Below are 24,749 nucleotides of genomic sequence, written 5' to 3'. Positions count from 1 at the left end.
GCACAGATTCCACCGGCGCCATGACCCTGTAGAGCCGAGCCATGCTCGGCTGCTTTGATCGTGTCCCATGCAGCCGAGCATGGGCTCGGCTCTACAACGGCTATCCGCATAATGGCGCGGCATGATTCGCCACGGTTATGCTGTGAACCTGACCCAACGACAAGGAAACGTCGCATGCAGATGTGCAAGGGAGTGCCTGGGAATGGCGCGCTGATACTGACCCTTCTGGCAGCCAACGCAACGGCCGCCATCGCGTCCACCACCGAAGTACCTTCGCCGGAAGCGCAGGTACAGATCCTGGATCTGCTCGAGCATGAAGCCTTGTACCGCGATAAAGTGGACTGGCCTGCCGCTCGTAAGCGACTGGCGTCGTTGCAGGCGTACCCGGGTGCGTTGCATACCGCCCTGCGTGAGATCATCGTGGAGAGCACCGGGGGGCATGGTGTCTGGATGACGCTTGCACGCAAGCGTGAAGCCACGGAGCGCTCGAAGCAGGTCGGCGCTGAGGCCGTTGCCAAGGCGAAAGTGACTGGTGCCGTCGATGCACGCATTGGCTGGGTGGTCATCGAAGGCTATGCCGCCACGCCGGGGGCTGCGCGGCAGGACGAATTCAATCAGGACATCCAGCGCGCGCTGCAATGGCAGGATGTCATCCGTGGCAAGGACAGCGGCGATCGCTGTGGCTGGATTGTCGATCTGCGCAGCAACCATGGGGGCAACATGTGGCCGATGCTGCTGGGTGTTGCGCCGTTGCTGCGCACGTCGTCGACAGGCGTGGAAGAGGTCGGGTCGTTTGCTACCGCCCACGGGTCGCGGCGCTGGAGTCTGACGCCGACCATGGTGCAGGTCGATGGTCGTCCCAGGCTGGGATTCGGTCGACCGGGGTATTCCCTCAAGCAGCCCGGCGCGCCCGTCGCCGTTCTGGTCGGGTCGAATACCGCCAGCTCTGGCGAAGCGACGATGCTGTCATTCAGGGGGCGCCCACAGACGCGGAGTTTCGGGCAGTCGACTGCGGGCTTCTCGACAAGCAACGATACGCGGCCCCTGGTGGATGGCAGTGTGTTGGCGGTGACGACCGCGGTGATGAAAGACCGCACTGGCGCTGGCGCCGGTGCCAGGATTACTCCGGATGAATTGACGACAGGCGATGCGGCCACCCTTGCCGCCGCCCAAGCCTGGCTGCTGGCCCAACCCGCCTGCCAGGGCCGCTGATCCATGATCCTGATCGGCCAGCAGGAGCGGGTGGTGGTGGTCGGCCCGACCGAAGCCCACCACTGCCTGCGCTGCCAGACGGAAACCGAGTTCGCCCCCCAACTGCGCTACAGGATGGCGCGCATCGACCTGCTGTTCGGCCTCACCTACCATCGCCGCTACGAGCTGGCCTGCACCCGGTGCGAGCACGGCTGGGTGCTGGACACCGACACCATGGACCAGCAGCTGGGAGGGGTGCCGATCCCGTGGCGGCACCGCTTCGGCCTGCCGCTGATGCTGGTGGTGGTGGCCGGTCTGGCGGCGCTGGGCTGGCTGTGGCGGCATGGATTCCTCGGTTGAGGAGCGGGCCTGTTAAAGTCTGCCCTGCAATCACGTACCGGAACCGACCATGGACCACGACACCCCGTTCGAACCCCTCAACGACCTCGAGGTGCGCCTGCTGCAGGCCCAGGACGGCACGCTGACCGCAGCGCAGTTCCTCGACGGCCTGCTGACCTCGACGGCGTTCGTGCTGCTGGACAAGGCCATCGGCGAAGATGGCGCCTGGGACGAGAGCATCTCGCCGCTGGTGCTGACCAGCGAGAGCGGCGAGCCGATGTTCGCCGTGTTCACCGCCCCCGAACGCGCGGGCCTGTGGCACGAGCAGCTGCCGCAGTTTGCGCATGCCATGCCGATCGCGGTGCACGCGCTGCTGGCCGGTATCGGCGACGGCGTCGGCCTGGTGCTGAACCCGGGCCTGGACGTGGGTATGGAGATGATTCCCGATGCCGTGGCCCAGCTAAAGCAGCGTGCGGCGGCGATCACCCGCGGCATGGCGCACTGAATCCAGGGATTGTCTGGGTGCCGGCCAGCGGCCGGCACTACCAGGGCTTCAGCGGGCGGCGGCGATGGCTTTCACCCGCGCCTTGGCCAGTGCTTCGCCGATGGCCGGGCCCTTCAGATGCGTGGTATCCAGATCCCGCGCCTGCACTGACAGCGCCGCCTGATGCAGGCGCTTGAGCGTTTCGCCCTGTGGGTAGTTGGCGTCCTCGAAGCCGAGCCGGCCGCGCTTGTCGGCCTCGCAGCACAGCGCGATGCGGGCCACGCGTTCCGGCCGGCGTAGTGCATCGCAGCGGCCCAGCAGTTCCAGCACGGTGGCATCGCGCAGTTCGTCGATGCGGTGCACGTTCAAGTGCTCGCGGCAGACGGCCTCGGCCAGCTGCTGGTGCTCGGTGGGAACCCTCAGCCGTGCGCACAGTTCCTTCAACGGCTTGATGCCACGCTGCTCGTGCATGATGTGGCGCGGCCATTCCTCCGGCGGGGTCAGGCCCTTGCCGAGGTCGTGGGTGAGGGCAGCGAAGCCGACCAGGTCATCACCCGGTGCCAGTTTCGCGGCCATGTCGCTGACCATTTCCTGGTGGATGCCGGTGTCGACTTCCGGATGGAATTCGGCACGCTGCGGCACGCCATACAGCGCTTCCAGCTCGGGCAGGATCGGGCCCAGTGCCTGCGCAGCGTGCAGCGTGCGCAGGAAGGCGGAGGGCCGTTCACTGACCAGCGCCTTGCGCAGTTCCTGCCAGACGCGTTCCGGCACCAGCGCGTCCAGCTCGCCACTGGCGGCGACCTCGCGCATCAGCGCCATGGTCTCTTCGGCGACGGTGAAGCCCAGTGGCGCGAAGCGTGCCATGAAGCGCGCCGCACGCAGCACGCGCAGCGGATCTTCGACAAAGGCCGGACCGACGTGCCGCAGCACACGCTGTTCAACATCGCGTACGCCGCCGTAAGGATCGACCAGTGTGCCGGTCTCCTCATCGCAGGCAATCGCATTGATGGTGAAGTCGCGGCGCTGCAGGTCTTCTTCAAGGGTGACCGCCGGATCGGCATCGACCACGAAGCCGCGATAGCCACGGCCGGATTTGCGCTCGGTGCGCGCCAGCGCGTACTCCTCGCCGGTCTTCGGGTGCAGGAACACCGGGAAATCGCGGCCCACCGCAGTAAAGCCCTGCGCTTCCATCTGCGGGGGCGTGGCGCCGACGACGACCCAGTCACGGTCGCCGGCCGGGCGCTGCAGCAGGCGGTCGCGCACGGCGCCGCCGACAAGATAGATCTTCATGGGGGGATGATCGCACGGTAGGTGCATGAGCATCGGTAGTGCCGGCCGCTGGCCGGCAACCCTTGGACAATGGCGGTTGCCGGCCAGCGGCCGGCACTACCGATGAAGAGGAATCACGGCAGGCCGCGCCACTCCGGCACGAACAGGCCAGCCAGGAACCACAGCCCGTAGACGATCCACAGGCAGAGGAAGTACAGCTTGATCTGCGATTCGTCCCACAGGCTGCCCCAGCTGTCGATGAAGGCCAGCGACTTCCAGCCTTCCATCCAAGCCGCGCCACCCCAGCGTAATACCCAGGTGGCGAACAGGCTCCAGGCGGCGAATATCCCGATCCAGGCCAGCAGGCTCATCGCTTTCCCCTCCCCGGGAAACGGATGCCGGGTAGTGCCGGCCGCTTTGCAATCAATCGCCGCCCTGGTCAGCGTTGGCGGCGCAGCTGAAGCTCTTGCGCTTGTCCACCAGGCGGCCCATCAGACGGTCGCTCAGAGGCAGCGCATCACCATTGAGGCGCCAGTCGTAGATCACGCTGAAGGCCAGCACGCGTGCGACGTACTCGCGGGTTTCCTTGTAGCTGATGGTCTCGATCCACAGGTCCGGGTCATAACCCGGGCGCTGGCCCTGCCAACGCGCGGTCGGGGTCGGGCCGGCGTTGTAGGCGGCGATGGTCACGTACGGCAGACCGTCGTACTTGTTCATCAGCTGGCGCAGATAGGCGGTACCGATGGCGATGTTGGTGTCCGGGTCGTACAGGCTGTCGGCGCCGCCGTAGCCGGTCAGGCCGATCGACTTGGCCACGCCGGCACCGGTGGCCGGCAGCACCTGCATCAGGCCCATGGCGTTGGCAGGCGAGCGCGCGCGCGGGGTGAAGGTGCTCTCGGCGCGGATCTCTGCCGCCACCCAGGCCGGATCGATCGCGTTGCGTGCCGATTCGCGGCGGATGGTGGCGTCGTGGTGCAGCGGGAAACGCAGGTCGTACAGGCGCTGTTCCTGCGGCTGCTTGCCGAGTGCGAACACGGCGCGGTCGAACCAGCCATTGTCCTGCGCCACGCGAACGGCGAGGCGGCGCTGGGTGTCATCGAAGCGCGACAGCGCACTGTTCCATTCGGCCACGGCCCAGCCGGCGCGATCGATCTGGTACAGCGCCATCGCGCGCTGGATGGCTGGGTCGCGCGCGATCACCGCTTGTGCCTGCGTGCTGTCGTTCGGCTTCCACGGGCACAGCGTGTAGCCCTGCTGCAGTTTGTCGGCGGCGAGGAAACCATGGAAGGTCGGTGCGCGCGCGGCCTCGCGGAACAGCGGCTGCGCCTGTTGGGCCTGGCCGGTCTTCTCCAGCATGCGGCCTTCGAAGTAGCGCCAGCGCGGGTCGCTGCGCTGCTTGCTGCCCATCTTGCGGATCGCGGTCAGCGCCGCCGGCCAGTCACCGCGCGACATCGCTTCGCGCACGCGCCACTCGTGCAGGCGTTCGTCGTACGCCGATTCCGGCACCGCGTTGAGGCGCCGCGCCGAATCGGGCAGGTAGGACGCCACCGTCCACAGTGCGATCTGGTACAGCACCTGGCTCTGCTGGTCGGCACTCAGGCTCAGTGCCTGCGCGTACTGCGGCAGCTGCTGTTCGGTGGCGCCGGGATCGGCCTTGGCCAGCTTGGCCAGGCCATCGGTGGCGATGCGCCGGCTGCGCTCGTTGCGCGGCCAGTTCAACGCGCTGGCGTTGGGCTTGTCGACAAAGGCGGCGTAATTGTTGGCCAGCGCCAGGTCGGTGGCAGGCAGGCCCCGTGCGGCGCTGCGCATCACAGCGGGTTGCTGGGCGTCGGCGGCAGCGTCGATGCGTTCCCAGCGCAGGGCGTCGCTCAGACCTCCCTGTGCCTGCAGCACGGCAAAAACGGCATCACAGCCGTCCGGCAGCGACTTGCCGTTCCTGCGCCACAGGTCCTGCGCTTCGTTGATCCACTGCGGATCGACCTTACCGGTCACCTGGCGCGCGGTCAGCTGCGCACAGCGCAGGCCGGCGTTGTCGGTGGGCGCCCAGTTGGCGAGCAGGGTCGGCCAGTCCTGGCGGCGTGCGACCGAGGGCAGCCATACGCTGCGGAACGTGGTGGCCACGGCCTGGCCGTCATAGCGCTTGAGGAAGGCCTGCGCCTGCGCGGTATCGACGGTGTCGATGTTGCGGCGCAGGTTGGCGTACTCCAGCCAGCCGTATGCAGGATGGCGGCTGAGTGCGGCGGCTTGGCCGGGATCGAACTGGCCGCGTTCGGCGGCAGCGATCGCGGCCTTCAGCTGTGCGTTCTGGGCGTCGAGGGACTGGGCATTGGCGCAGCCGATCAGCAGCGTGGTGGCCAAGGGCAGCAGGGACAGGGCGGTCGAAGAGCGTCGGGTCATGGCGGGCAGCATAGCGGGCAATGGCTGAATTCAGTTTCGCATTGCGTGCACGCGATGGGTCGGCAACGGCAGCTGAATGCTCGTGCTGCAGGCACTGCCTCGCGAGCCTGCGGGCGACGTAGTGTCGAGCTTGGGCGATCGGCCCGGCTGCAGGGAGCGGCACATGGCGTTCAGTAGCGCAGGAAGAAGCGGCCCGCTGGCGGACATCAATGTCACGCCACTGGTGGATGTGATGCTGGTGCTGTTGATCATCTTCATCGTGACCGCGCCGATCGTGGCCCGGCCGATAGCCGTGCAGTTGCCACAGGCCACCGATCGCGTGGTCGACCGTCCCGAACCGCCACCGCCGATCGAGCTGCGCCTGGACGCTGCCAACCAGCTCAGCTGGAATGGTCAGCCGATGGTGATCAGTGAGCTGCAGGCGCGCCTGCAGGCACAGGCGGGCGAACATGCCGGCAACCTGCCGGAGCTGCGTATCGCCACCGATCCGGCGGCCGAATACGAAGGCATGGCGAGGATTCTGGCCGCAGCCGAGGCGACCGGCATGGAGCGCATTGCGTTCGTGCGGTAGTGCGATGTCTCACTGCCGCTCATGCGGTGATTGCCGCATGGGCGGCGCTTCCCCTGCTGACAGCGTCGCATCCAGGATCCGCAGAAAGGCCATTTCAATCTGCGCTGGAACCGGGGTTGGATGTGCTCGCCACCTTCCGGTCCCAGGGGCACGTTCAACGTCGAAAGCAGTCAACTCGGCTCTCTCGAAATCCACCACAACCGTCAATCCCTCTCCCGAGGCCAAGGCCGCATCGCTGGGAGAGGGGCAGTTGTTGCACTCGATCACGCCGCCTGCTCTCGATTCGCCCGCCAGGGAAAAAAGCAGCGTCATCACCGTCGTGACACCCAGCACCGCACTCACCGCTTTCATGATCGACCCTCCCGCGAATGGCTGGAGGTGCGAGTCTGCGCTGGATCGACTAGCGGCGCCTTCTGAAAGAGGGAATTTCAAACTATTCCTGAAACGGTCCGGCAAAGACCTTTTCCATGAATGTGGCAGCCCCCGGCGCGCGCTGTCGCAGCCGGCATCAAGGCTGCCTGTCGTGAACAATATCGTCCGGTCATAACCTGCAGCCATCTGACGCAATCGGCCTGCAATTGCGTCAATTCCGCGTGAAAGAGTGTCGATCATCACGCCGCGATTTTTACTACTTGTTTACAAAGGAGACGGCGCCGCCATGCAGGGAGGGAGTGCGGCAGCCCATGTCCCGACATTCCTTTGGAGAGAGAGCGAATGAATCACCTGCACCACCGCCCTTTGGCGGTTGCCGTCGCGCTGTGCGTGATGACCCTGGCACCGTTGGGTGCCGCTGCACAATCCACCACCAACCTCGATGCGGTGGAAGTCACCGGTACCCGCATCAAGCGCGCTGAAGTCGAAGGCCAGGTGCCGATCCAGACGCTGACCCGCGGTGATATCGAACGCACCGGCCTGACCTCGATCGGCGAAGTGCTGCAGCAGCTCACCGGTTCCGGTTCCGCGCTCAATGCCAAGTTCAATTCGTCCGGCAACTTCGGCTTCCCGCCCGATGGCAGTGGTGTAGGTGCTGGCTCGGCGCAGGTGGACCTGCGCCATCTGGGCGCCAAGCGCGTGCTGGTGCTGGTTGACGGCATCCGCTGGGTCAATGAGTCGTCCGCCTCCGGTGTGGGCTCGGCCACCGACCTCAACACCATTCCGCTGGCCATCGTCGAGCGCATCGAAGTGCTGGAAGATGGCGCGTCGTCGCTGTACGGCTCCGATGCCATTGCCGGCGTGGTCAACATCATCACCCGCCGCGACTTCGATGGCGGCCAGGTGACCCTGAACTACGGCGAGTACAGCAAGGGCGACGGTACGCAGAAGGGCGTGGACCTGGCCTGGGGCAAGAGCGGTGATCGCTTCAGCCTGTTCCTCGGCGCCAGCTGGACCAAGCAGGATCCGGTGTTCGCCAAGGACCGCGAGCAGTCGCGCTTCCCGATTCCCGGCACCGGCCTGGCCTTCGGCAGCGGTGGCATTCCGCAGGGCCGTTTCATGTTCACCGACCCGAACACCGGTGCGGTGCAGAACATCGTGCCCAATACCGGCGTGAGCAACCCGCGCTACGACGGCAGTGCCGGCTGCGCGCGCACCGATGACTATCACTGCTTCACCAGTGCTGATCGCTTCAACTTCGCCGAATACAACATGGTGCTGACACCCTCGGAACGTAAGGGCCTGTTCGGCCAGTTCCGCTTCGACATCACCGACAACGTTCAGTGGTACGTCAAGGCACTGGGCAACCGCCGTGAGTCGACCAACCAGGCCGGCCCGGAGCCGCTGTTCTTCGGTCCCGATGGCGCCACCGGCAATCCGCTGGCCGACAACATCACCGTGTCTGCGCTCAACCCGTACAACCCGTTCGGCTTCGACCTGGTCTCGGGTGACAACCTGAGCCTGATCGGTCGCCGTCCAGTAGAAGGCGGCGCGCGCGTGTTCAAGCAGGAAGTGGACACCACGTATTTCGCCACCGGCTTCGTCGGCAACTTCCAGGCGGCTGACCGCAGCTGGTACTGGGACGTCAACGGCATGTACAGCAAGAACAAGGCCGAACAGACCAACTACGGCAGCTACAACATCTACAACGTCAACATGGCGCTGGGCGATCCGGCGGTGTGCGCGGCAACGCCGGGCTGCGTGCCGCTGAACATCTTCGGCGGCGTCGGCTCGATCACCCCGGACATGCTGAAGTGGATCCAGCCGGTGGTGCGCGACCGCAGCCAGAACGAGCTGAGCCTGTTCACCGCCAACCTGTCCAGCGACCTGTTCACCCTGCCGGCCGGTCCGGTGTCGTTCGCCAGCGGCTACGAGTACCGCAAGTACAGGGGCTGGTACCAGCCTGATCCGCTGACGGTGATCGGCCACTACAACGGCGTGCCGTCGCAGCCGACCTCGGGCTCGTATGACGTCAACGAAGCGTACCTGGAGTTGAGCGTTCCGATCTTCGCCGACTCGCCGCTGGGCAAGAAGCTGGACCTGAGCTTGGCCGGCCGCTACTCGGACTACTCCACCTTCGGCGGCGAGTTCACGCCCAAGTACGGCTTGCGCTGGCAGGTGACCGACGACTTCGTGCTGCGCACGACCTATGCCGAAGGCTTCCGTGCGCCGTCGATCGGTGAACTGTACGGCTCGGCCGCGCGCGCCGACCTGCAGCTGTTCGACCCGTGCTCGGTGGGCCTGGGCGGCACGCCGCCGCGTGGCAGCGCCGCCAACTGTGCCGCACTGGGTGTGCCGGCTGGCTTCCAGCAGGCCAATTCGCAGATCTCGGTGACCACCGGCGGCAACCGCGAGCTGGAACCTGAGCGCTCGCGCAGCTTCAGCGCCGGCTTCGTGTGGAGCCCGTGGTTCGGCAACAATGCGTCGTGGTCGGAGCGCTTCGATGTGGAGGTGACCTTCTACCGCCATGCCATCGATGGTGCGATCCAGGCGATCAACGCGCAGACCCAGCTGGACCTGTGCGTGGACACGCTCGATCCGGTGTACTGCGATGGCATCACCCGCGCCAGCACCGGTGCGGTCAGCAGCTTCAACAACCGCCTGACCAACCTCGGCTCGATCAAGACCGACGGCTGGGACGTGGACCTGTTCTGGACGTTGCCGCAGAGCTCGATCGGCCAGTTCAAGCTGGGCTGGAAGAACACGTTCGTCGGCCGCTACGAGGCCACCGGTGCGGCGGGCCAGAAGCAGCCGCAGAAGCCGGGCGTGGAAGTGGCCGACAGCTCGATTCCGGAATGGACCAGCAATGCCAGCATCGGCTGGACGCTGGACCGCTGGAGTGCCAACTGGACCGTTCGGCATATCTCCGAATTGACCGAGAACTGCGGTGACGCCTCTGTATTCCCGGTCTGCAGCAACCAGGCCGCAGGCACCAATACGCTGTCGGCCACCACCTTCCATGACATGCAGGTGGGCTACAAGATCGACTGGATGAAGGGGTTGCAGCTGACCGCTGGCCTGAACAACGTGTTCGACAAGGATCCGCCGATCTGCCTGTCGTGCTCGTTGAACGGTTACGACGCTTCGACCTATGACATCCCGCGTGGCCGCTACTGGTACCTGCGCGCGGACCTGCGTTTCTGATGAAGGGACGGCGCCGGGCTCAGCCCGGCGCCGTTGTGGTGTCGAGCCGTGCTCGACTACCCCGTGTGATCGAGTCGAGCATGGCTCGACGCTACAAGGCCGATTGGATCAGAACGCCCAGGTGAACGTCAGCGAGCCATTGCGGCCGTCGCCGTAGGCACCGTAACCGGTGATCTGCGAGTAGTACTTCTTGTCCAGCAGGTTGTTGAGGTTGGCCTGCACGCTGAACTCCGGCGAGATGCGGTAGCGCACGAAGGCACTGACCAGCGCGTAGCCTTCCTGTTCGAAACGGCCCACTACCGGCGCAGCGTAGTAGATGCGGTTCTGCCAGTTGGCACCGCCGCCGACGGTCAGTTCCTGCAGCGATTGCGGGGTGTAGCTGGTGAACAGCTTCAGCGCGGTCTGCGGCAGGTTGGTGTTGATGTCGGCGCCGTTGATGTCCTTGGCCACGTAACGTGAAGCACCGAAGGTCGCGTTCCAGCCCGGTGCCAGTTCGCCATTCACTTCGAACTCGAAGCCACGGCTGACGGTGCCACGTGCAGCGATGTAGGCGGTTTCGTTCAACTGCCCGTCAACCTTGTCCATGGTTGCCTGGCCAACGTTGTCCTGCTCGATGCGGAACACTGCCACGGATGCATTCAACCGGTTGTCGAACCACGCGCCCTTGACGCCGACTTCGTAGCTCTTGCCATCGACCGGATCGAGGTAGCTGCCCTGCTTGTTGCGCAGCGTCTGCGGCTGGAAGATCTCGGTATAGCTGGCGTAAGCGGAGTAGGTATCGTTGATGTCGTAGACCAGGCCGGCATACGGCGTGGTCACTTTGTGCGAGCGGTCGTTGCCTTCGTCTTCGCTCTTCCAGTCGGTGTAGCGCGCACCGATGATCAGCTTCAGCGGATCGGCCAGCGACAGGCGTGCGGCGGCATAGCCGGCCTTCTGTGTGATGGTGCCCTGGCTGGCAAGCTTCAGCGGTCGCCAGTTCGGCTGCGGGAAATCACCGGTCCAGCCGAAGTAGCTGGCCAGCGGCAGGTACTGTGCATTCGGATCGTTGAAGTCAGGCTGGAAATCACCATAGTTGGCGAACTCACGCTTGTTGTAGCTCAGGCCGGCCATGAACTGGTGCTCGCGGCCGAACAGCTGGAACGGCCCATCGATGTAGCCATCGATGCCATCAACCTTGCGCTCGGTGTTGTAGAAGCCGGCCATCGGCGTGATGCCGGCGCCCGTGGTCTTGTTGAACGCGGTGTAGGCCGGATAGAACAGCTTGTCGTCGGCCTTGGTGCGGTCGTGGGTGGCGCCGATCTTGAACTTCCAGCCGTTGCTGAAGGCATGCTGCAGGGTGGCGAACGCACGCTTGCTGGTGGTGTCCCAGTAGGTCCAGTCCGGCGACGGATTGAACGAGGTCGGATAGTTGGTCGGGCTGCCATCGGCGTACCACATCGGGAAGCCGCCCCAGGTCGCGCCGTTGGCGCGCTTCTGCTGGTAGTCGTAGCCCACGCTGAGCTGCGTGTCCGGGGTCAGGTCGGCGTCGATGACGGCATAACCCAGCGTCTTGCGCTGGTTGTAGCGGTCCATCTGACCATCGGTGTCCAGGTAGCTGCCGATCACCCGGCCGCGCACCGTGCCACTGGCGTTCAGCGCGGTGCCCACGTCCACGGTGGTGCGTGTGCGGCCCCAACTGCCGACGTTCACCGAGACGCTGCCGGTCAGTTCTGCGCTGTCGGCGTGTTTGCGGATGAGGTTCACCGAGGCGGACGGATTGCCGGCACCGCTGAGCAGGCCGGTAGCGCCGCGTACCACTTCCACGCGGTCGTACAGCGCAAGATCGAGGCCGGAATCGCCGTAGCTCCAGTTCTGCACCATCTGCGTCGGCAGGCCATCGAACTGGTAGGCATCGATGTAGAAGCCACGCGCGTAGAACTCGGTGCGCTCGCTGTCGGACTGGGTGCTGGTCACGCCGGTGGTGTTGGCCAGCACGTCGATGATGTCGTCCAGCTTCTGATCTTCGATGCGCTGGTGGCTGATGATGCTGACCGACTGCGGGATCTCGCGCGGTGCCAGATCGAAGCGGGTACCGGCCGAGGTGCGGCGCACCGAATAGCCTTCGGCACGTTCGCCCTTGACCACCACCTTGTCCAGCGTGGTCGGATCGGCGGCGGTGTCGGCGAAGGCGGCCGGGGCCACGGCGCAGAGAACGGCAAGCACGGCAACGGACAGCCGCTGCGGCTGCAGGGTACGGAAGGCGGGACGGGTCATGGGGGTCCTGGACGAGCACGCGCGTTCGGCCGGCATCCAGGAGGCGAGGCGCTACGGGTAGGGGAAGGGCGGGCAGGCCGTCCTGGCACCACCGGAAACGAAAGAAATGGTAATACGAACTATTCCTATTTACAAATCATGAACGGTTCGGTGCGCGGGTGCGCCGTGGCGATCAGCGCAGCAACGGCAACGGGTTGCGGGGGCCGTTCGTGCCGTAGATGCCCCAGTGCAGATGCGGCGGCGTGCCCTTGGCATTGCCGCTGTCGCCCACGTGGCCGAGCAGGTCACCGGCCTGCACCACCTGGCCGCGCGCCAGGCCCTCGGCCCAGCCTTCCAGATGCGCGTAGTAGTAGCGTTCCCGCCCGGGCCCGATCACCCAGACCTGGCGACCACCGAGGCCGCGTTCGCTGACATCCGCGATGACGCCGGCAGTGACGCTGCGCACCGGCGTGCCGCGCTGGGCGAAGATATCGATGCCGGCGTGGGAGCGGTCGCGGCCGCGCGGCGCGCCGAAGGTATCGGCGATCTGGCGGGGGCGCACACCCTCCACCGGCACCGGGAGTTCGGTGGCCGGCGGCATCTGCGCGAGTGTCCACAGCATCTTTGGTGCGGCGGCCCAGGGACTGTTCCACAGCGCCATCGCGGCAACGACGGCAATGGCCAGCCACAGACCGCGCAGCAGCCAGCGGCGCAGGCGACCGGCAGGAGAGGACGGAGTGCTCATGGTCTCCGACTGTAGCGTCGAGCCATGCTCGACGGCTGTTGCTTTGCGGTAAAAACGCAGTCGAGCATGGCTCGACGCTACAGAACCGGTGCCAGCGGGACCTCGAAACTCCGCTTCAAGGTGCCCAGTGCCACCGAGGTACGGAAGCGCTCGATGTTGTCATCGCCACCGAACAAGCGCTCGGTGATCGCCTCGTACTCCTCCATCGACGCCGCCGAAAGCAACAGCAGGAAATCGCCATCGCCGGTGATCGAGTAGCACTGCTGCACGGCCGGGTCGTCCTGCACGCGACGCTTGAACGGCGCCACGCGTTCGCGCTGCTCGCTGACCACGCGCACCTCGACGATGATGGTCAGCGGTCGTCCGACCTTCGCCGCAGCGACCACGGCCACATTGGCCGCGATCACACCGCTGTCCTGCAGGCGCTTGATCCGGCGCTGCACGGCCGGGGTGGACAGGTGCACGGCCTCGGCGATTTCGCGCTGCGGCAGGGTGTTGTCCCGCTGCAGCAGGTCGAGGATGGCGCGGTCGAAGCTGTCGAGCACGGGGGCGGTGGCCATGGCGAGCAGAAGTTGCACGAACGGGCCGTCAATTGAGCCAAGTGCTCGGCACCGGCGCAATAGACTTTGCGCATGCAGACTTCACGATTCGCGCCGATGTTGCCGGCGCTGGCGGTGCTCGGCTCGGTCACCTCGCTGGCCATCGGCACCTCCTACGCAAAACACCTGTTCCCGCTGATCGGTGCCCAGGGCACCAGCGCGCTGCGCGTGGGCTTTTCGGCGCTGTTGCTGCTGCTGTTCTGGCGGCCATGGCGCTGGAAGACCAGCCGCGTGGATGCGATCACCATCCTGCGCTACGGGCTCACCCTGGGCCTGATGAACCTGCTGTTCTACATGGCCCTGCGCACGATTCCCTTCGGCATCGCGGTGGCCATCGAGTTCACCGGGCCGCTGACGGTGGCGATGCTGTCATCACGGCGACCGATCGACTTCCTGTGGGTGGGCTGCGCGGCGGTGGGGCTGCTGTTGCTGTTGCCGATCGGTGGCGGCCCGGCGCTGGATCCGGCCGGCGTGCTGTATGCCATGGGTGCGGCGGCGTGCTGGGGCCTGTACATCGTGTTCGGAAAGCGTGCCGGCCATCTGCACGCCGGGCATTCGGTGTCGCTGGGGCTGCTGGCGGCGTCGCTGGTGGTGGTGCCGGTGGGCGTGGTGCATGCCGGCGCCGCACTGCTCGATCCGAAGATCCTGGCCGCTGGCCTGCTGGTGGCTTTGGTGTCCAGCGCGATCCCGATGTCGCTGGAGATGATGGCGCTCAAGCGCCTGCCCAAGGAGACCTTCGGCATCCTGATCAGCATGGAGCCGGCAGTGGCCGCGCTGTGGGCGATGCTGCTGCTGCACGAGCACCTGCATGGATTGCAGTGGCTGGCGATCGGCTGCACGGTGCTGGCCTCGGTGGGCAGCACGATGACCGCGCGGCGGCTGAAGGTGCCGGTGGTGCAGGCGGGGTAGCGCCGGGCCATGCCCGGCGGAGAGCGTGCCAACCAAGGTTGGCACCCCACCAGGAGCGGTCAGCGCAGGGCGTCGTCCGGGACGTCGATCTGCATCGCCAGGGCGAGGTGATCGGAGAACGCGGCCGGTACGGCTTCCACGGTGCGGGTCTGCAGGCCGCTGCTGACCAGGATGTGGTCGATGGCGCGATCGGGGCGCCAGCTGGGGAAGGTCGGCACGATGCAGCCGGGGGGCTGCAGCCGGGTCTTCTGGTACAGCACCTGCATTTCCGGGCGTTCGGCCAGGCAGTTGAAGTCGCCCATCAGGACGGCATTGGGATGGTCGGACAGCAGCTCGGCAATGAAGCCCAGCTGCGACATCCGCGAGCCCGCGCCCAGCGACAGATGGGCCACCGCTACCGCCAGGCCATCGGCGCCGTCGCCGAACTTGGCCAGCAGCACGCCGCGCCCGCCGATGCGGCCGGGCAGGGCGTGATCCTGCACTTCCACCGGTTCCAGCTTGCTCAGCAGGCCGTTGGCGCTGGAGGCGACCCCGCCCATGCGCCGGTTCGGCTGGTGGCTCCAGTAGTTGAAGCCGGCACGCTGGGCCAGGTAGTGGGTCTGGTTGGTGAAGCCCGAGCGCAGGCTGCCCGGGTCGGCCTCCTGCAGGCCGACGATGTCATGTTCGCGCGCCAGGGTGGCGATCGCGTCCAGGCTGCTGCGCTTGCGGCCCGCCGGCAGCGCATGTGACCAGCTGCGGGTCACATAGTCGCTGTAGCGGCGGGTACTTGAGCCGGCCTGGATGTTGGCCGTCAGCAAGCGCAGGGTCCGTGTACGGGGGGAATTCACGGCCGGGAAACGCTTCTCTTGGATCAGTGAGCCTGGGCCGCACCGCGTTCGCGGGCGATCAGGTGGTCGGCAATGCGCAGCATGTCCGGGAAGCTCTTGCCCTTCACCAGGTACTTGCCGTTGACGATGATCGACGGGGTGCCGCTGATCTGGCTGCGCTGGGCGAACTGCTTGGCCGAGTTGGTCTTGGCATTCACCGCGAAGCTGCCCATGGTGGCGGCGAACTGCTTCGGATCCACGCCGTAGGCACCGTAGAACTTGGCGATGTCGTCAACCGAATCGGTGCCGCGCTCGCCCTTCAGGGTCTTCTGCGAATGGATGGCAGCGTACAGGGCTTCGTGGGTCTTCTCCTGCACGCCCAGGGTCTGCGCGGCGTAGAAGGCACGGGCGTAGTTGTCCCAGGTACCGCCGAACATGGCCGGCACGTAGACGAAGTTCACGTCGCTCGGCAGGCCGGCCTTCCACGGGCCGACCAGCGGCTGGAACGCGGCGCAGGCCGGGCAGACATAGCCGAAGATCTCGGTCACTTCGATCTTGCCGGCGGCCGGCTGGAACGGCTGGCCGTTCGGGATCACCTGGTAGTCGGCGCCTTCCACCGGGGCCGGGCCGGTCAGTGCGGTGGTGGTCGGGGCCGGTGCAGCGGCCGGTGCGGCTTCAGCCGCGTCCTTCTCGCCTTCGGCAGCGGCCGGGGCGGCGCCTTCGGTACCCGCGGCCGGAGCGGCCGGTTCGGTGGTCGCCGGAGCTGCAGCCGGTTCGGCCGGGGCCGCGGTGGTGTTGGTGCTGCCGTCGTCGGCCTTGCAGGCCGCCAGGATCGGCAGCAGCGCTGCGAGGGCGAGGGCGTAACGGATCTTCATGGAAACGTCTCCAGCATCTGGAAAGGTGGGGCCGGCGTCATGCGCCGGCCAGGGGGAAATGATGACACGCGGCGGCGAAAGCGCCGTGTCGGTGGTGGGTGTTGGTTCAGCGGCCGCGGGCGGCGCGGGCCTGGGCGATCAGCGCCGAGGCGATGCGCAGCTGGTCGTCGAAGCTGTCGCCACGGACCAGGTACTGGCCGTTGATGATCAGCGCCGGGGTCCCGGGGATCTTGGTGCGCTGGGCGAACGCGCGGGCGGCATCGACCTTCTTCTGTACGGCATCGCCGCGCAGGGCCTGCAGGTAACGGTCCGGGGTCACGCCGTAGGCCTTGTAGAAGGTGGCGAGCTCATCGGCCGAGACGTTCTGCATCGGCAGCGAGCCGTCCTGGTGCAGGGCCTTGAACACGGCGCCATGGCTGCGCTTGGCCACGCCGACTTCGTCGGCGGCGTAGTAGGCCAGTGCCCAGGCATCCCAGGCGCCGCCGAAGGCTGCCGGAACCGGAGTGAAGCGCACATCGGCCGGCAGCTTGGCTGCCCAGGCTTCCAGCTGCGGTTCGAAACGGGCGCAGTGCGGGCAGGTGTAGCCGAAGACCTCGACCACCTCGATCTTGCCGGCCAGCGGCTGGAACGGGCCCGGCTGGGCGATGCGCTCGTAGTCCTTGCCTTCGACCAGCGGGGCATTGGCGGGGGTGGCGGCGCAGGCTACCAGCGGCAGCAGCACCAGCACAGACAACAGCAGGCGGGAAATCAACCTCATCGACACGCATCTCCGTTGAAAAAAGCAACGCCGGCGCGGTCGCCGGCGTGAAGGAAACATACCGCAGCCGCGGGCCGGCGTGGCGACCCGGGCCGACCAGTGGTGGTCAGGGGGCGGCAGCCGGTTGTGCCGGCGCGGTGGCAACGGCCACGTCGTCGGCCTTGTTGTGCAGGCCCTGCAGGTAGCTCGACAGCGCCTGCACCTCCTGCTCGCTCAGCTTCTGCGCAACCGCAGCCATGATCTGGAAGTGCGCCTTGTCGGTCTCGTTGGTCTGGCCGGCCTGGTATTCCTGCAGGCGGCGCGCGACATAGCTGGCATGCTGGCCACCGATGTGCGGATAGGCCGGCCCCGGATTACCGGCGCCACTGGGGCCGTGGCAGGCCATGCAGGCCGGCAGGCCACGCTTGGCATCGCCGCCACGGTACAGCTGCTGGCCGATCTCGTAGAACTTCATGCCCTTGTAGGGGCCGTCGGTGACCGCCGTGTCATCGGCGATGCCGGCAGTGGCCTTCTGCGTGGCGAAGAACGCGCCGATGTCGCGCATGTCCTGCGGGGTGAGGTTCTGCACGAACGGCACCATCGCCACCGCCGCGCCGGAGCTGCGCTGCCCATTGGCGATCAGGGCCATCTGCTGGGCGACGTAGCGTTCGCTCTGGCCGGCGATGGACGGGTACATCTCCACCGTGGAATTGCCGTCGGCGCCATGGCAGGCCGCGCAGGCCGAGGCCTTGGTCTGGCCGGCCTTGGCATCGCCCCAGTGGGTCTTGCTGAAATCGACCTCCAGCGAGGCGGTGTTGATCGGCCCGTTGTCGGGCAGCGGGGTCAACGTGGTCTGCGCGAACGCAGCAGCGGCAACAACTACGGCAGTGGCAAGGGCGGATACGGCAAGAACGCGAGCGTGGCGCATGCTAAAGCTCCGTATGGACCGGGCCGGGCGGTGGCCGCCGGCATCGCCCGGATTATCAACGCCGTTTCCGCGCACGGTCAACGCAGCAGTGCAGCATTTTCCCGGCAGAGGGCCCTGGGCCGGGCGCGCGGTGCCGCAACATGCGATCCTATGCACATGTCATTGCTCATCGAACGCGCTCAATACCACCTCTCTGCCCACAACATGGGGCAGCTGCCGCCCGATGAGGGGGCCGAAGTGGCCTTTGCGGGCCGCTCCAACGCCGGCAAGTCCAGTGCCCTCAACGCATTGACCCGGCAGAACAGCCTGGCCCGTGTCTCCAAGACCCCCGGCCGCACCCAGCAGCTGGTGTTCTTCCAGGTGACCCCGGAAGCCCATCTGGTCGATCTGCCCGGTTACGGTTACGCCAAGGTGCCGCTGGACCTGCAGGCGCACTGGCAGGCCTTCATCGACCGCTACTTCCGCACCCGCAATGCGCTGAGGGGCCTGGTGGTGGTGATGGATATCCGCCACCCGCTGAAGGACTACGACCGGCAGATGCTGGCCTATGCCGTGCAGCGTGGCCTGCCGGCGCATGCGTTGCTGACCAAGGCCGACAAGCTGAGCCGCAGCCAGCAGATGCAGACCCTGCAGAAAGTGCGCAAGGAACTGCACTCGGCCTACGGCGACAGCGTCAGCGTGCAGGTGTTCTCCGGCGAAGACCGCACCGGCGTGGACGAAGCCCGCGGCGTGATCGGCGGCTGGCTGGGGTTGGAGTAAGCGCTCCCCCGTCGCCCGGCTGGCAGCCGGGCGCTACCGGATCGGGTGGGTGCCGACCTTGGTCGGCACACCCTCACAACGGCGAATATTCCGCCGGCACCCAGGCATAGGCCTGGCCTTCGCTGCGCACATGGCCCAGGCCGGGGAACGGCAGGTGTGCACCGGCCACCCACCAACCGTGGGCGGTGGCCTGCTGCAGCAGGCTGCGACGGCTGGCGGTGGCCGCCTTGCGGTCCGAATCGGCCTCGAACGCGGCTTCCGGGTGGGCGAACTGCACCGCATGGAAGTGCAGCACATCGCCCCACACCAGCAGTGACTGGCCCTGGCTGTCGAACCGGTAAGAGACATGGCCGGGCGTATGGCCATGGGTGTCCATCGCCACCGCGCCACCGGGCAGGGCATCGCCGGGACTGAAGGTGCGCAGGTGGCCGCTGGCCTGATAGGGCGCTACCGCGTTGCGCGCCAGCGGGAAGGCAAAGCGCACGCCCTTCGGCGCGGTGGCCTCGCTGGCCGGGTTGAGCCAGTAGTCGGCATCGGCCTTGGACAGCCACACCGTGGCATTCGGGTAGGCCAGCTTGCCCTGCGCGTCGAGCACGCCGCACAGATGGTCCGGATGGGCGTGGGTCAGCAGCACCTCATCCACCTCGGCCGGGTCCACGCCGGAGGCGCGCAGGTTGCCCAGCACCTGGCCCAGGCCGGGGCCGAAGCACTGCGCGGTACCGGTATCGACCAGGGTCAGGTGGTTGCCCTGGCGCACCAGGAAAGCGTTGATCGCGGTCTGCAGGCCCTTCTTGTCTTCGGGCACGTAACGGCCTTCCAGCAGGCGGCTGACCAGCGTCGGCGGCACGTCCACGACTTCCTGCCGGCCCAGCGCGACCACGCCATCGAACAGAGCGGTGACCTGCAGCGCACCGACGCGCTGGTGGTAGACGCCCGGGACCTGCTGGGTGGGGGCAGGCGACGTGGTTTCGGCCAGCGCGGCCAGTGGCAGGGATGACAGGGCCAACAGCAGGGCGCGGTGCAGCGGCAGGGGACGCAGGGTCATGGTGGTTCTCGGTGGACGACGGGCGGTTCCGTTGCCGTATAGCGTGCCGTGGTCGACGTGTGTGCGGCGCTCAAACCACTACGCGGAATGCTCAGGGAAGGGGTGTTGTCTGCAGGGCTGCGCCCTGCACCCGCAGAGGCAACAGCAACGGCCGAAGCAACAGCAACAGCGGGTTATCCGTGGGATGGCGGGGTGGGTCCGGTTGCGGGGGCCGCTGCAAGTCCCCCTCCGGGGCCCGGCCCAGCCGCTGGCGGCTGTGCGTTCGGGCGCTTGCGAAGCAATGCTTCGCAAGCAAAGCGCCCTCACCCATGTAAGCTCGGTCGCCGCTTGCTCGTGTGCGCAGTCCTGCGCACACGGCAAGACCGGGGTTGGGCGTCCTGCCCAACCCGCCCGAGGCATGCCTCGGGCCCATGCGGCTCACGCCCCCGCAACCGGACCCACCCCGCCTTCGACAGTTTTCTGCGATCTGTTGGAACGACGTATTGCCCTGGTGGGGGTCGACCTTGGTCGACACAGTAGATCCACGCAATGCGTGGATGATTCATTCGATATCTGACAGATGTGTCGACCAAGGTCGACACCTACCAACAGCCGCGGAGATCTGTCAGAGGTGGGGCGGTGTCGGAGTGCGGGGTGTCAGCCGCATGGATGCGGCTGCCAAGCCCCCATGGTGAAGTGACCCCCGGGAGTTGGACGCTAGATCCAACCCCGAGGGATACATGAACAAATACGACGCGCGTTTCAAACTGCAGGTCGCCAAAGAGGCCTGCAAGACCTCCACATCGGTCAAAGCCATTGCCCGTCGCCACGGCCTGGAGTTCTCCACGGTCAGGCGCTGGGTGGCGACCTATCGGCTGCATGGTTGGCGGGGATTTCATCGCCAGGCCCGGTCCTATGACCTCCCGTTCAAGCTGGCTGTCCTGGAGAAGATGAGCCAGGACGGCCTGTCCGGGCGCGAGGCCACCACCTACTTTCAAATTGGCGATGCCGGCGCGGTGGGGCGATGGCGGCGCCTGTATGCTCAAGGCGGTGCCCAAGCGTTGGCACCCCCTCCGCCGCCGCCCCGAAAGCCGATGAAGAAGACCCGTTCGTCCAAGCCGCCTGAAGATATGAGCCGCGATGAGCTGCTCAAGGAAGTCGCCTATCTGCGTGCGGAGACCGACTACCTAAAAAAACTCGATGCCTTGATCCGGGAAGAGCAGGCGGCGCAGGACGCAAAGCGCAAGCCGTCCAAGGATTGAGGCAGGTTCATACGCTGTCGCTTCTGCTCGAAGCAGCTGAGCTGTCACGCAGTACGTTCTATTACCAGAACCATGTCCTGGCCCATCCGGATCAGGATGAGGCAGCCCTGTGCGAGCGCATCCGTGCAATCTACGATCAAAGCCAAGGGCGCTATGGCTATCGCACGGTGACGCTGGAATTAGCCAATCAGGGTCATCGGACCAATCACAAGCGGGTTCAGCGCCTGATGGGGGAGATGGGGCTGAAATCGCGGGTGCGTGTGAAGCGCTACCAGGCCTTCAAGGGGGCGGCCAATGTTGTGGTTGGCAATGACCTCAATCGCCAGTTCCATGCCGAGCGGCCCAACCAGAAGTGGGTGACTGACGTGACCGAGTTCAAGGTGCAGGGCATGAAGCTATACCTGTCGCCGATCATGGACCTCTACAACGGCGAAATCGTGGCTTATCAGATCAAGCGTCGGCCCGTATTTGATCTGGTGGGTCAAATGCTGGAGGAGGCCATCAAGAAGCTTTCCCCGGATGAGCGCCCCATGATCCACTCCGACCAGGGCTGGCAGTACCAGCATGAAAACTACCGGCACATGCTGGAAAAGCACTCGTTGAAGCAAAGCATGTCCCGGCGCGGCAACTGCCTGGACAATGCGGCGATGGAGAGCTTCTTTGGAACGCTGAAGTCGGAATTCTTCTACCTGAACAGCTTTGACAGCCTCGAGAGTCTGGAGGCTGGGCTGGTGGAATACATCCAGTACTACAACGAAGAACGCATCAAACTGAAACTGAAAGGTCTGAGCCCGGTAAAGTACCGGGAGCAGGCCCAATCGGCCGCCTGACCCCGTCCAAGTCTCGGGGGTCACTTCATGGATGGGTTCACGGCGTCCCCGCACTCCGACACCGCCCCGCCATCCCACGGATAGCCCGCCGTTGCTGTTGCCTCGGCCGTTGCCGTTGCCGTTGCCGTTGCCGTTGCCTCTGCGGGTGCAGGGCGCAGCCCTGCCGAACCCCTTCAAATGTCTGTGGGAGCCAGTCCGTATTGCTCGGCGAAGCGCTTGCTGAAACTCGCCGCAGACCGGTAGCCCGCGCGTGCTGCGACGGTCTTCAATGGCAGGTCCGTGGTGTAGAGCAGCTGCATGCCATGCGCCAGCCGGGCCTCGGTGAGCAGCTGGCGCAGGCTGGTGTCCTCGGCGGCGAGACGACGACGCAGGGTCGCACCGCTCAGCGCGAACTGTTCTTCCACATCACGCGATTGCCAGTCGCGTGCCGGTTCGGCGGCGATGCGGTCGCGGATCTGTTCGCCCAGGCTCGGTGCCTGTGGCAGCAAGAGGTTGCCGTGGCCCTGCCGGCACAGGGTCAGCACCAGCGAGGCCAGCGCCAATCGTGCCTCGCTGTAGCGGCCGTCCTGCAGCGATTGCCGCCACTGGCGCAGCACTGTGCCATGGTCGATCAACGGCAGACGTGCCATCGCCTGGCCCGGCGCGGGAAGGTCCTCGCTCCACAGCGTGCGTGCGGCCGCCAGCACTTCGGCACACAGCGGCACGATGGCACTGAGGTAGCGGCCGGTCCCCGGGTCGGGCGTGTTGACCACATCGATCCGGCAGCGCTGGGTCAGCAGCAGGATGTCGCCGGGGATGAATTCCAGCGACTGGTGCGCGGTGCGCACCTGCTTGCGGCCTTCCAGCAGGATCGCGAACTGCGGTTGCGGAATCTCCACCGAGCTGGCGCCATGCTCGCGACGGGCGGTGATGCAGGCATAGCCTTCGGCGCGCTCACAGCCCGCCAGACTGGCCATCTCGGCCAGCAGTGCGGTGGCCGGGGGCAGCATGGCGGTCATGTCACGTGTGCGCCGAGCAGGCGACCGACGCCGGCGGCCGCGGCCATCGCCAACGCGCCCCAGAACATCACCCGGATCGCGCCGCGTACCGGCGGTGCGCCGCCGGCCTGGGCCGCCATCGCGCCGGTCAGGCACAGGCCGAGCAGGGTGCTGGCGGTGGTCATCATCGCGACCTTGTCGACCGGCGCGAGCAGCGCGGTCAGCACCGGCAGTGCCGCACCACAGGTGAAGGCGCCGGCCGAGGCCAGCGCTGCCTGCAGCGGGCGCGCGCGCAGGGTATCGGTGATGCCCAGCTCGTCGCGGGCGTGGGCGCCCAGTGCGTCGTGGGCGGTGAGCTGCTCGGCCACCTGCCGCGCCAGCGCCGGCTCCAGGCCGCGGTGGCGGTAGATCGCGGCCAGCTCTTCCAGCTCGCTGTGCGGGTCTTCGTGCAGTTCGCGCTTTTCCATCGCCAGGTCGGCGTCTTCGGTGTCGGCCTGGGTCTGCACGGAGACATACTCTCCAGCAGCCATCGACATCGCGCCGGCCACGGTGCCAGCCACGCCGGTGGCCAGAATGGTCGCCGCGGAGGCGCCGCTGGCGGCCACGCCGACCACCAGGCCGGCCACCGAGACGATGCCATCGTTGGCCCCCAGCACGGCGGCACGCAGCCAGCCGACGCGCTCGGAGCGGTGCAGTTCGGGGTGTCGTGAATGGCGGCTCATGGCCCCGAGTGTACGAGGGTCAAGAGGGCGTCGGTAGGATGCTGAAAACCGTCTCCGTCGCATGACGCAACGGGTCGCCACGCTATAGTGCGCCCTTGCGATGGAAGGCCCCGGGCCCCACATCCCCCGCCACTGTCCAGCGAGCCTTCCCCTTGTCGAGCCCCAGCCACGTCGCCGATACACCCATTACCGACCGCTCGCAGCTGGTGGAGGTGATCGCCTCCGGCGAGAAACCCCGCGCGCAGTGGCGCATCGGCACCGAGCACGAGAAGTTCGGGTTCCGCCTGGATGACCTGCGCCCGCCGACCTTCGAGGGCGAGCGCGGCATTGAGGCACTGCTCAACGGCCTGGTCCGCTTCGGCTGGGAGCCGGTGCAGGAGAACGGCAACACCATCGCCCTGCTGCGCGATGGCGCCTCGGTGACGCTGGAACCTGCCGGTCAGTTGGAACTGTCCGGCGCGGCGCTGGAGACCATCCACCAGACCTGCGTGGAGACCGGCACCCATCTCAACGAAGTGGCACAGGTGGCCGGTGAGCTGCAGCTCGGCTTCCTCGGCATGGGCTTCCAGCCGAAATGGAAGCGCGATGAAATGCCGTGGATGCCGAAGGGCCGCTACAAGATCATGCGCGCCTACATGCCCAAGGTCGGCTCGCTGGGCCTGGACATGATGACCCGCACCTGCACGGTGCAGGTGAACCTGGACTACGCCACCGAAGCGGACATGGTGAAGAAGTTCCGCGTGTCGCTGGCGCTGCAGCCGATCGCCACCGCGCTGTTCGCCGATTCGCCGTTCACCGAAGGCAAGCCCAACGGCTACCTGAGCTACCGCTCGCACATCTGGACCGACACCGACGCCGACCGCACCGGCATGCTCGACTTCGTGTTCGAGGATGGCTTCGGTTACGAGCGCTATGTCGATTACCTGCTCGACGTGCCGATGTATTTCTCCTACCGCGATGGCATCTACCACGACGCCAGCGGGCAGAGCTTCCGCGATTTCATGCAGGCCAAGCTGCCGGTGCTGCCGGGCGCGCTGCCGACGCTGCGCGACTGGTCGGACCACATGACCACCGCGTTCCCGGAAGTGCGCCTGAAGAAGTATCTGGAAATGCGCGGTGCCGACGGTGGCCCGTGGAGCCGCCTGTGTGCGCTGCCGGCATTCTGGGTGGGCCTGTTGTACGACGACACCGCGCTGGATGCGGCCTGGGACCTGGTACGTGATTTCACCCTGGCCGAGCGCCATGCACTGCGTGACGGCGTGCCGAAGCATGCGATGAACCTGCCGTTCCGCACTGGCAGCGTGCGCGACCTGGCCCGTGAAGCGGTGAAGATTTCCGTCGAAGGCCTCAAGCGCCGCGCGGCGCGCAATGCCGACGGCCAGGACGAGAGCAAGTTCCTGGACGTGCTGCAGGAGATCGTCGAGTCCGGCCTGACCCCGGCCGAACGCAAGCTGGCGCTGTTCCATGGCCGCTGGCACGGCGACGTCGATCCGGTGTTCCGCGAGTTCGCGTACTGAC

At 66.5% G+C, this 24,749-nt stretch carries 23 protein-coding genes; 9 read left to right on the top strand and 14 right to left on the bottom strand.

Annotated features, from left to right (window positions below):
• Positions 1-174: 174 nt before the first annotated feature.
• The 3 genes from MG068_RS17735 to MG068_RS17725 are packed head-to-tail and all read left to right on the top strand — an operon-like array spanning position 175 to position 2,035.
• Entirely contained in the window at positions 175-1,212 is a 1,038-nt protein-coding gene (locus MG068_RS17735) for a S41 family peptidase (RefSeq protein ID WP_049400477.1), read from the top strand.
• A 3-nt stretch (positions 1,213-1,215) separates the two neighbouring features.
• Complete coding sequence (locus MG068_RS17730; RefSeq protein WP_049459009.1) at positions 1,216-1,551, top strand: hypothetical protein; 336 nt, start codon at positions 1,216-1,218, stop codon at positions 1,549-1,551.
• A 49-nt stretch (positions 1,552-1,600) separates the two neighbouring features.
• Positions 1,601-2,035 (top strand): SseB family protein, encoded by a 435-nt coding sequence (locus MG068_RS17725; RefSeq protein ID WP_005419309.1) that lies wholly within the window; start codon positions 1,601-1,603, stop codon positions 2,033-2,035.
• Positions 2,036-2,083: 48 nt separating this feature from the next.
• Here MG068_RS17725 and MG068_RS17720 read toward each other — a convergent pair whose 3' ends face one another.
• From MG068_RS17720 to MG068_RS17710, 3 genes are all read right to left on the bottom strand, one after another.
• A complete protein-coding gene (locus MG068_RS17720) occupies positions 2,084-3,304 on the bottom strand; it encodes a multifunctional CCA addition/repair protein (protein WP_132810787.1) in 1,221 nt (406 codons plus the stop codon).
• Between the two features lie 113 nt (positions 3,305-3,417).
• Positions 3,418-3,654, bottom strand: a complete 237-nt coding sequence (locus tag MG068_RS17715) for a hypothetical protein (RefSeq protein ID WP_071229519.1) — start codon at positions 3,652-3,654, stop codon at positions 3,418-3,420.
• 52 nt (positions 3,655-3,706) lie between these two features.
• Positions 3,707-5,692 (bottom strand): transglycosylase SLT domain-containing protein, encoded by a 1,986-nt coding sequence (locus tag MG068_RS17710; protein WP_132811158.1) that lies wholly within the window; start codon positions 5,690-5,692, stop codon positions 3,707-3,709.
• 151 nt (positions 5,693-5,843) lie between these two features.
• Between MG068_RS17710 and MG068_RS17705 the strand changes: the two genes are divergently transcribed.
• Complete coding sequence (locus MG068_RS17705) at positions 5,844-6,251, top strand: ExbD/TolR family protein (protein ID WP_071229521.1); 408 nt, start codon at positions 5,844-5,846, stop codon at positions 6,249-6,251.
• Positions 6,252-6,260: 9 nt separating this feature from the next.
• Here MG068_RS17705 and MG068_RS17700 read toward each other — a convergent pair whose 3' ends face one another.
• Entirely contained in the window at positions 6,261-6,863 is a 603-nt protein-coding gene (locus MG068_RS17700) for a hypothetical protein (RefSeq protein WP_132810786.1), read from the bottom strand.
• Between the two features lie 102 nt (positions 6,864-6,965).
• Between MG068_RS17700 and MG068_RS17695 the strand changes: the two genes are divergently transcribed.
• Positions 6,966-9,827: a TonB-dependent receptor gene (locus MG068_RS17695; RefSeq protein ID WP_132810785.1), complete on the top strand. Its 2,862-nt coding sequence runs from the start codon at positions 6,966-6,968 to the stop codon at positions 9,825-9,827.
• A 108-nt stretch (positions 9,828-9,935) separates the two neighbouring features.
• On the opposite strand, the gene fhuE is transcribed toward MG068_RS17695, so the two are convergent.
• The 3 genes from fhuE to MG068_RS17680 form a co-directional block, all read right to left on the bottom strand.
• Positions 9,936-12,080 (bottom strand): ferric-rhodotorulic acid/ferric-coprogen receptor FhuE, encoded by a 2,145-nt coding sequence (gene fhuE, locus MG068_RS17690; protein ID WP_071229522.1) that lies wholly within the window; start codon positions 12,078-12,080, stop codon positions 9,936-9,938.
• A gap of 172 nt (positions 12,081-12,252) precedes the next feature.
• On the bottom strand, positions 12,253-12,804 hold the full coding sequence (locus MG068_RS17685) for a M23 family metallopeptidase (RefSeq protein WP_071229523.1): 552 nt from the start codon (positions 12,802-12,804) through the stop codon (positions 12,253-12,255).
• A gap of 77 nt (positions 12,805-12,881) precedes the next feature.
• A complete protein-coding gene (locus MG068_RS17680) occupies positions 12,882-13,364 on the bottom strand; it encodes an Lrp/AsnC family transcriptional regulator (RefSeq protein ID WP_049400468.1) in 483 nt (160 codons plus the stop codon).
• A 72-nt stretch (positions 13,365-13,436) separates the two neighbouring features.
• Between MG068_RS17680 and MG068_RS17675 the strand changes: the two genes are divergently transcribed.
• The gene (locus MG068_RS17675; RefSeq protein WP_012512098.1) at positions 13,437-14,312 is read left to right on the top strand and encodes an EamA family transporter; all 876 of its coding nucleotides are present in this window, start codon (positions 13,437-13,439) and stop codon (positions 14,310-14,312) included.
• 59 nt (positions 14,313-14,371) lie between these two features.
• Here the strand turns inward: MG068_RS17675 and MG068_RS17670 are convergent, their stop codons facing one another.
• The 4 genes from MG068_RS17670 to MG068_RS17655 all read right to left on the bottom strand — a co-directional run bounded on the left by MG068_RS17670 (position 14,372) and on the right by MG068_RS17655 (position 17,657).
• Positions 14,372-15,109 (bottom strand): endonuclease/exonuclease/phosphatase family protein, encoded by a 738-nt coding sequence (locus tag MG068_RS17670; protein WP_206138664.1) that lies wholly within the window; start codon positions 15,107-15,109, stop codon positions 14,372-14,374.
• A 53-nt stretch (positions 15,110-15,162) separates the two neighbouring features.
• Positions 15,163-15,993, bottom strand: coding sequence for a thiol:disulfide interchange protein DsbA/DsbL (locus MG068_RS17665; protein ID WP_132810783.1), 831 nt, complete (start codon positions 15,991-15,993; stop codon positions 15,163-15,165).
• Positions 15,994-16,099: 106 nt separating this feature from the next.
• Complete coding sequence (locus MG068_RS17660; RefSeq protein WP_049400466.1) at positions 16,100-16,750, bottom strand: thiol:disulfide interchange protein DsbA/DsbL; 651 nt, start codon at positions 16,748-16,750, stop codon at positions 16,100-16,102.
• A gap of 106 nt (positions 16,751-16,856) precedes the next feature.
• Positions 16,857-17,657, bottom strand: coding sequence for a c-type cytochrome (locus MG068_RS17655; protein ID WP_032128969.1), 801 nt, complete (start codon positions 17,655-17,657; stop codon positions 16,857-16,859).
• Between the two features lie 156 nt (positions 17,658-17,813).
• Here MG068_RS17655 and yihA point away from each other — a divergent pair, with 156 nt between their 5' ends.
• Entirely contained in the window at positions 17,814-18,416 is a 603-nt protein-coding gene (yihA, locus tag MG068_RS17650; protein WP_132810782.1) for a ribosome biogenesis GTP-binding protein YihA/YsxC, read from the top strand.
• A gap of 73 nt (positions 18,417-18,489) precedes the next feature.
• Here the strand turns inward: yihA and MG068_RS17645 are convergent, their stop codons facing one another.
• On the bottom strand, positions 18,490-19,461 hold the full coding sequence (locus MG068_RS17645) for an MBL fold metallo-hydrolase (RefSeq protein ID WP_132810781.1): 972 nt from the start codon (positions 19,459-19,461) through the stop codon (positions 18,490-18,492).
• A 719-nt stretch (positions 19,462-20,180) separates the two neighbouring features.
• Between MG068_RS17645 and MG068_RS17635 the strand changes: the two genes are divergently transcribed.
• Positions 20,181-21,532 (top strand): IS3-like element ISStma2 family transposase gene (locus MG068_RS17635; RefSeq protein ID WP_132809301.1). Its coding sequence is split into 2 segments (ribosomal slippage): positions 20,181-20,628 and positions 20,628-21,532, totalling 1,353 coding nucleotides; the frame shifts between segments, so codons are not numbered across the junction.
• Positions 21,533-21,705: 173 nt separating this feature from the next.
• On the opposite strand, the gene MG068_RS17630 is transcribed toward MG068_RS17635, so the two are convergent.
• Complete coding sequence (locus MG068_RS17630) at positions 21,706-22,530, bottom strand: helix-turn-helix transcriptional regulator (protein WP_049461834.1); 825 nt, start codon at positions 22,528-22,530, stop codon at positions 21,706-21,708.
• Complete coding sequence (locus MG068_RS17625; RefSeq protein ID WP_032129894.1) at positions 22,527-23,231, bottom strand: VIT1/CCC1 transporter family protein; 705 nt, start codon at positions 23,229-23,231, stop codon at positions 22,527-22,529. The genes MG068_RS17630 and MG068_RS17625 overlap by 4 nt, the downstream gene beginning before the upstream one ends.
• A 152-nt stretch (positions 23,232-23,383) precedes the next feature.
• Here MG068_RS17625 and MG068_RS17620 point away from each other — a divergent pair, with 152 nt between their 5' ends.
• Entirely contained in the window at positions 23,384-24,748 is a 1,365-nt protein-coding gene (locus tag MG068_RS17620) for a glutamate--cysteine ligase (RefSeq protein ID WP_032129893.1), read from the top strand.
• The last annotated feature ends 1 nt before the right edge of the window (position 24,749 follow it).

It is taken from the genome of Stenotrophomonas sp. ASS1 (genome assembly GCF_004346925.1).
Lineage (GTDB): Bacteria > Pseudomonadota > Gammaproteobacteria > Xanthomonadales > Xanthomonadaceae > Stenotrophomonas > Stenotrophomonas maltophilia_A.
The sequence above is the reverse complement of the archived record's forward strand: the minus strand, read 5'-3'. Positions and strand labels throughout refer to the sequence as shown.

What these genes read in the sequence shown, in the direction of transcription:
- MG068_RS17735 (WP_049400477.1), top strand. Translation starts at nt 175, where the DNA reads ATGCAGATGTGCAAGGGAGTGCCTGGGAATGGCGCGCTGATACTGACC.
- MG068_RS17730 (WP_049459009.1), top strand. Translation starts at nt 1,216, where the DNA reads ATGATCCTGATCGGCCAGCAGGAGCGGGTGGTGGTGGTCGGCCCGACC.
- MG068_RS17725 (WP_005419309.1), top strand. Translation starts at nt 1,601, where the DNA reads ATGGACCACGACACCCCGTTCGAACCCCTCAACGACCTCGAGGTGCGC.
- MG068_RS17720 (WP_132810787.1), bottom strand. Translation starts at nt 3,304, where the DNA reads ATGAAGATCTATCTTGTCGGCGGCGCCGTGCGCGACCGCCTGCTGCAG.
- MG068_RS17715 (WP_071229519.1), bottom strand. Translation starts at nt 3,654, where the DNA reads ATGAGCCTGCTGGCCTGGATCGGGATATTCGCCGCCTGGAGCCTGTTC.
- MG068_RS17710 (WP_132811158.1), bottom strand. Translation starts at nt 5,692, where the DNA reads ATGCTGCCCGCCATGACCCGACGCTCTTCGACCGCCCTGTCCCTGCTG.
- MG068_RS17705 (WP_071229521.1), top strand. Translation starts at nt 5,844, where the DNA reads ATGGCGTTCAGTAGCGCAGGAAGAAGCGGCCCGCTGGCGGACATCAAT.
- MG068_RS17700 (WP_132810786.1), bottom strand. Translation starts at nt 6,863, where the DNA reads ATGATCGACACTCTTTCACGCGGAATTGACGCAATTGCAGGCCGATTG.
- MG068_RS17695 (WP_132810785.1), top strand. Translation starts at nt 6,966, where the DNA reads ATGAATCACCTGCACCACCGCCCTTTGGCGGTTGCCGTCGCGCTGTGC.
- fhuE (WP_071229522.1), bottom strand. Translation starts at nt 12,080, where the DNA reads ATGACCCGTCCCGCCTTCCGTACCCTGCAGCCGCAGCGGCTGTCCGTT.
- MG068_RS17685 (WP_071229523.1), bottom strand. Translation starts at nt 12,804, where the DNA reads ATGAGCACTCCGTCCTCTCCTGCCGGTCGCCTGCGCCGCTGGCTGCTG.
- MG068_RS17680 (WP_049400468.1), bottom strand. Translation starts at nt 13,364, where the DNA reads ATGGCCACCGCCCCCGTGCTCGACAGCTTCGACCGCGCCATCCTCGAC.
- MG068_RS17675 (WP_012512098.1), top strand. Translation starts at nt 13,437, where the DNA reads ATGCAGACTTCACGATTCGCGCCGATGTTGCCGGCGCTGGCGGTGCTC.
- MG068_RS17665 (WP_132810783.1), bottom strand. Translation starts at nt 15,993, where the DNA reads ATGAAGATCCGTTACGCCCTCGCCCTCGCAGCGCTGCTGCCGATCCTG.
- MG068_RS17660 (WP_049400466.1), bottom strand. Translation starts at nt 16,750, where the DNA reads ATGAGGTTGATTTCCCGCCTGCTGTTGTCTGTGCTGGTGCTGCTGCCG.
- MG068_RS17655 (WP_032128969.1), bottom strand. Translation starts at nt 17,657, where the DNA reads ATGCGCCACGCTCGCGTTCTTGCCGTATCCGCCCTTGCCACTGCCGTA.
- yihA (WP_132810782.1), top strand. Translation starts at nt 17,814, where the DNA reads ATGTCATTGCTCATCGAACGCGCTCAATACCACCTCTCTGCCCACAAC.
- MG068_RS17645 (WP_132810781.1), bottom strand. Translation starts at nt 19,461, where the DNA reads ATGACCCTGCGTCCCCTGCCGCTGCACCGCGCCCTGCTGTTGGCCCTG.
- MG068_RS17630 (WP_049461834.1), bottom strand. Translation starts at nt 22,530, where the DNA reads ATGACCGCCATGCTGCCCCCGGCCACCGCACTGCTGGCCGAGATGGCC.
- MG068_RS17625 (WP_032129894.1), bottom strand. Translation starts at nt 23,231, where the DNA reads ATGAGCCGCCATTCACGACACCCCGAACTGCACCGCTCCGAGCGCGTC.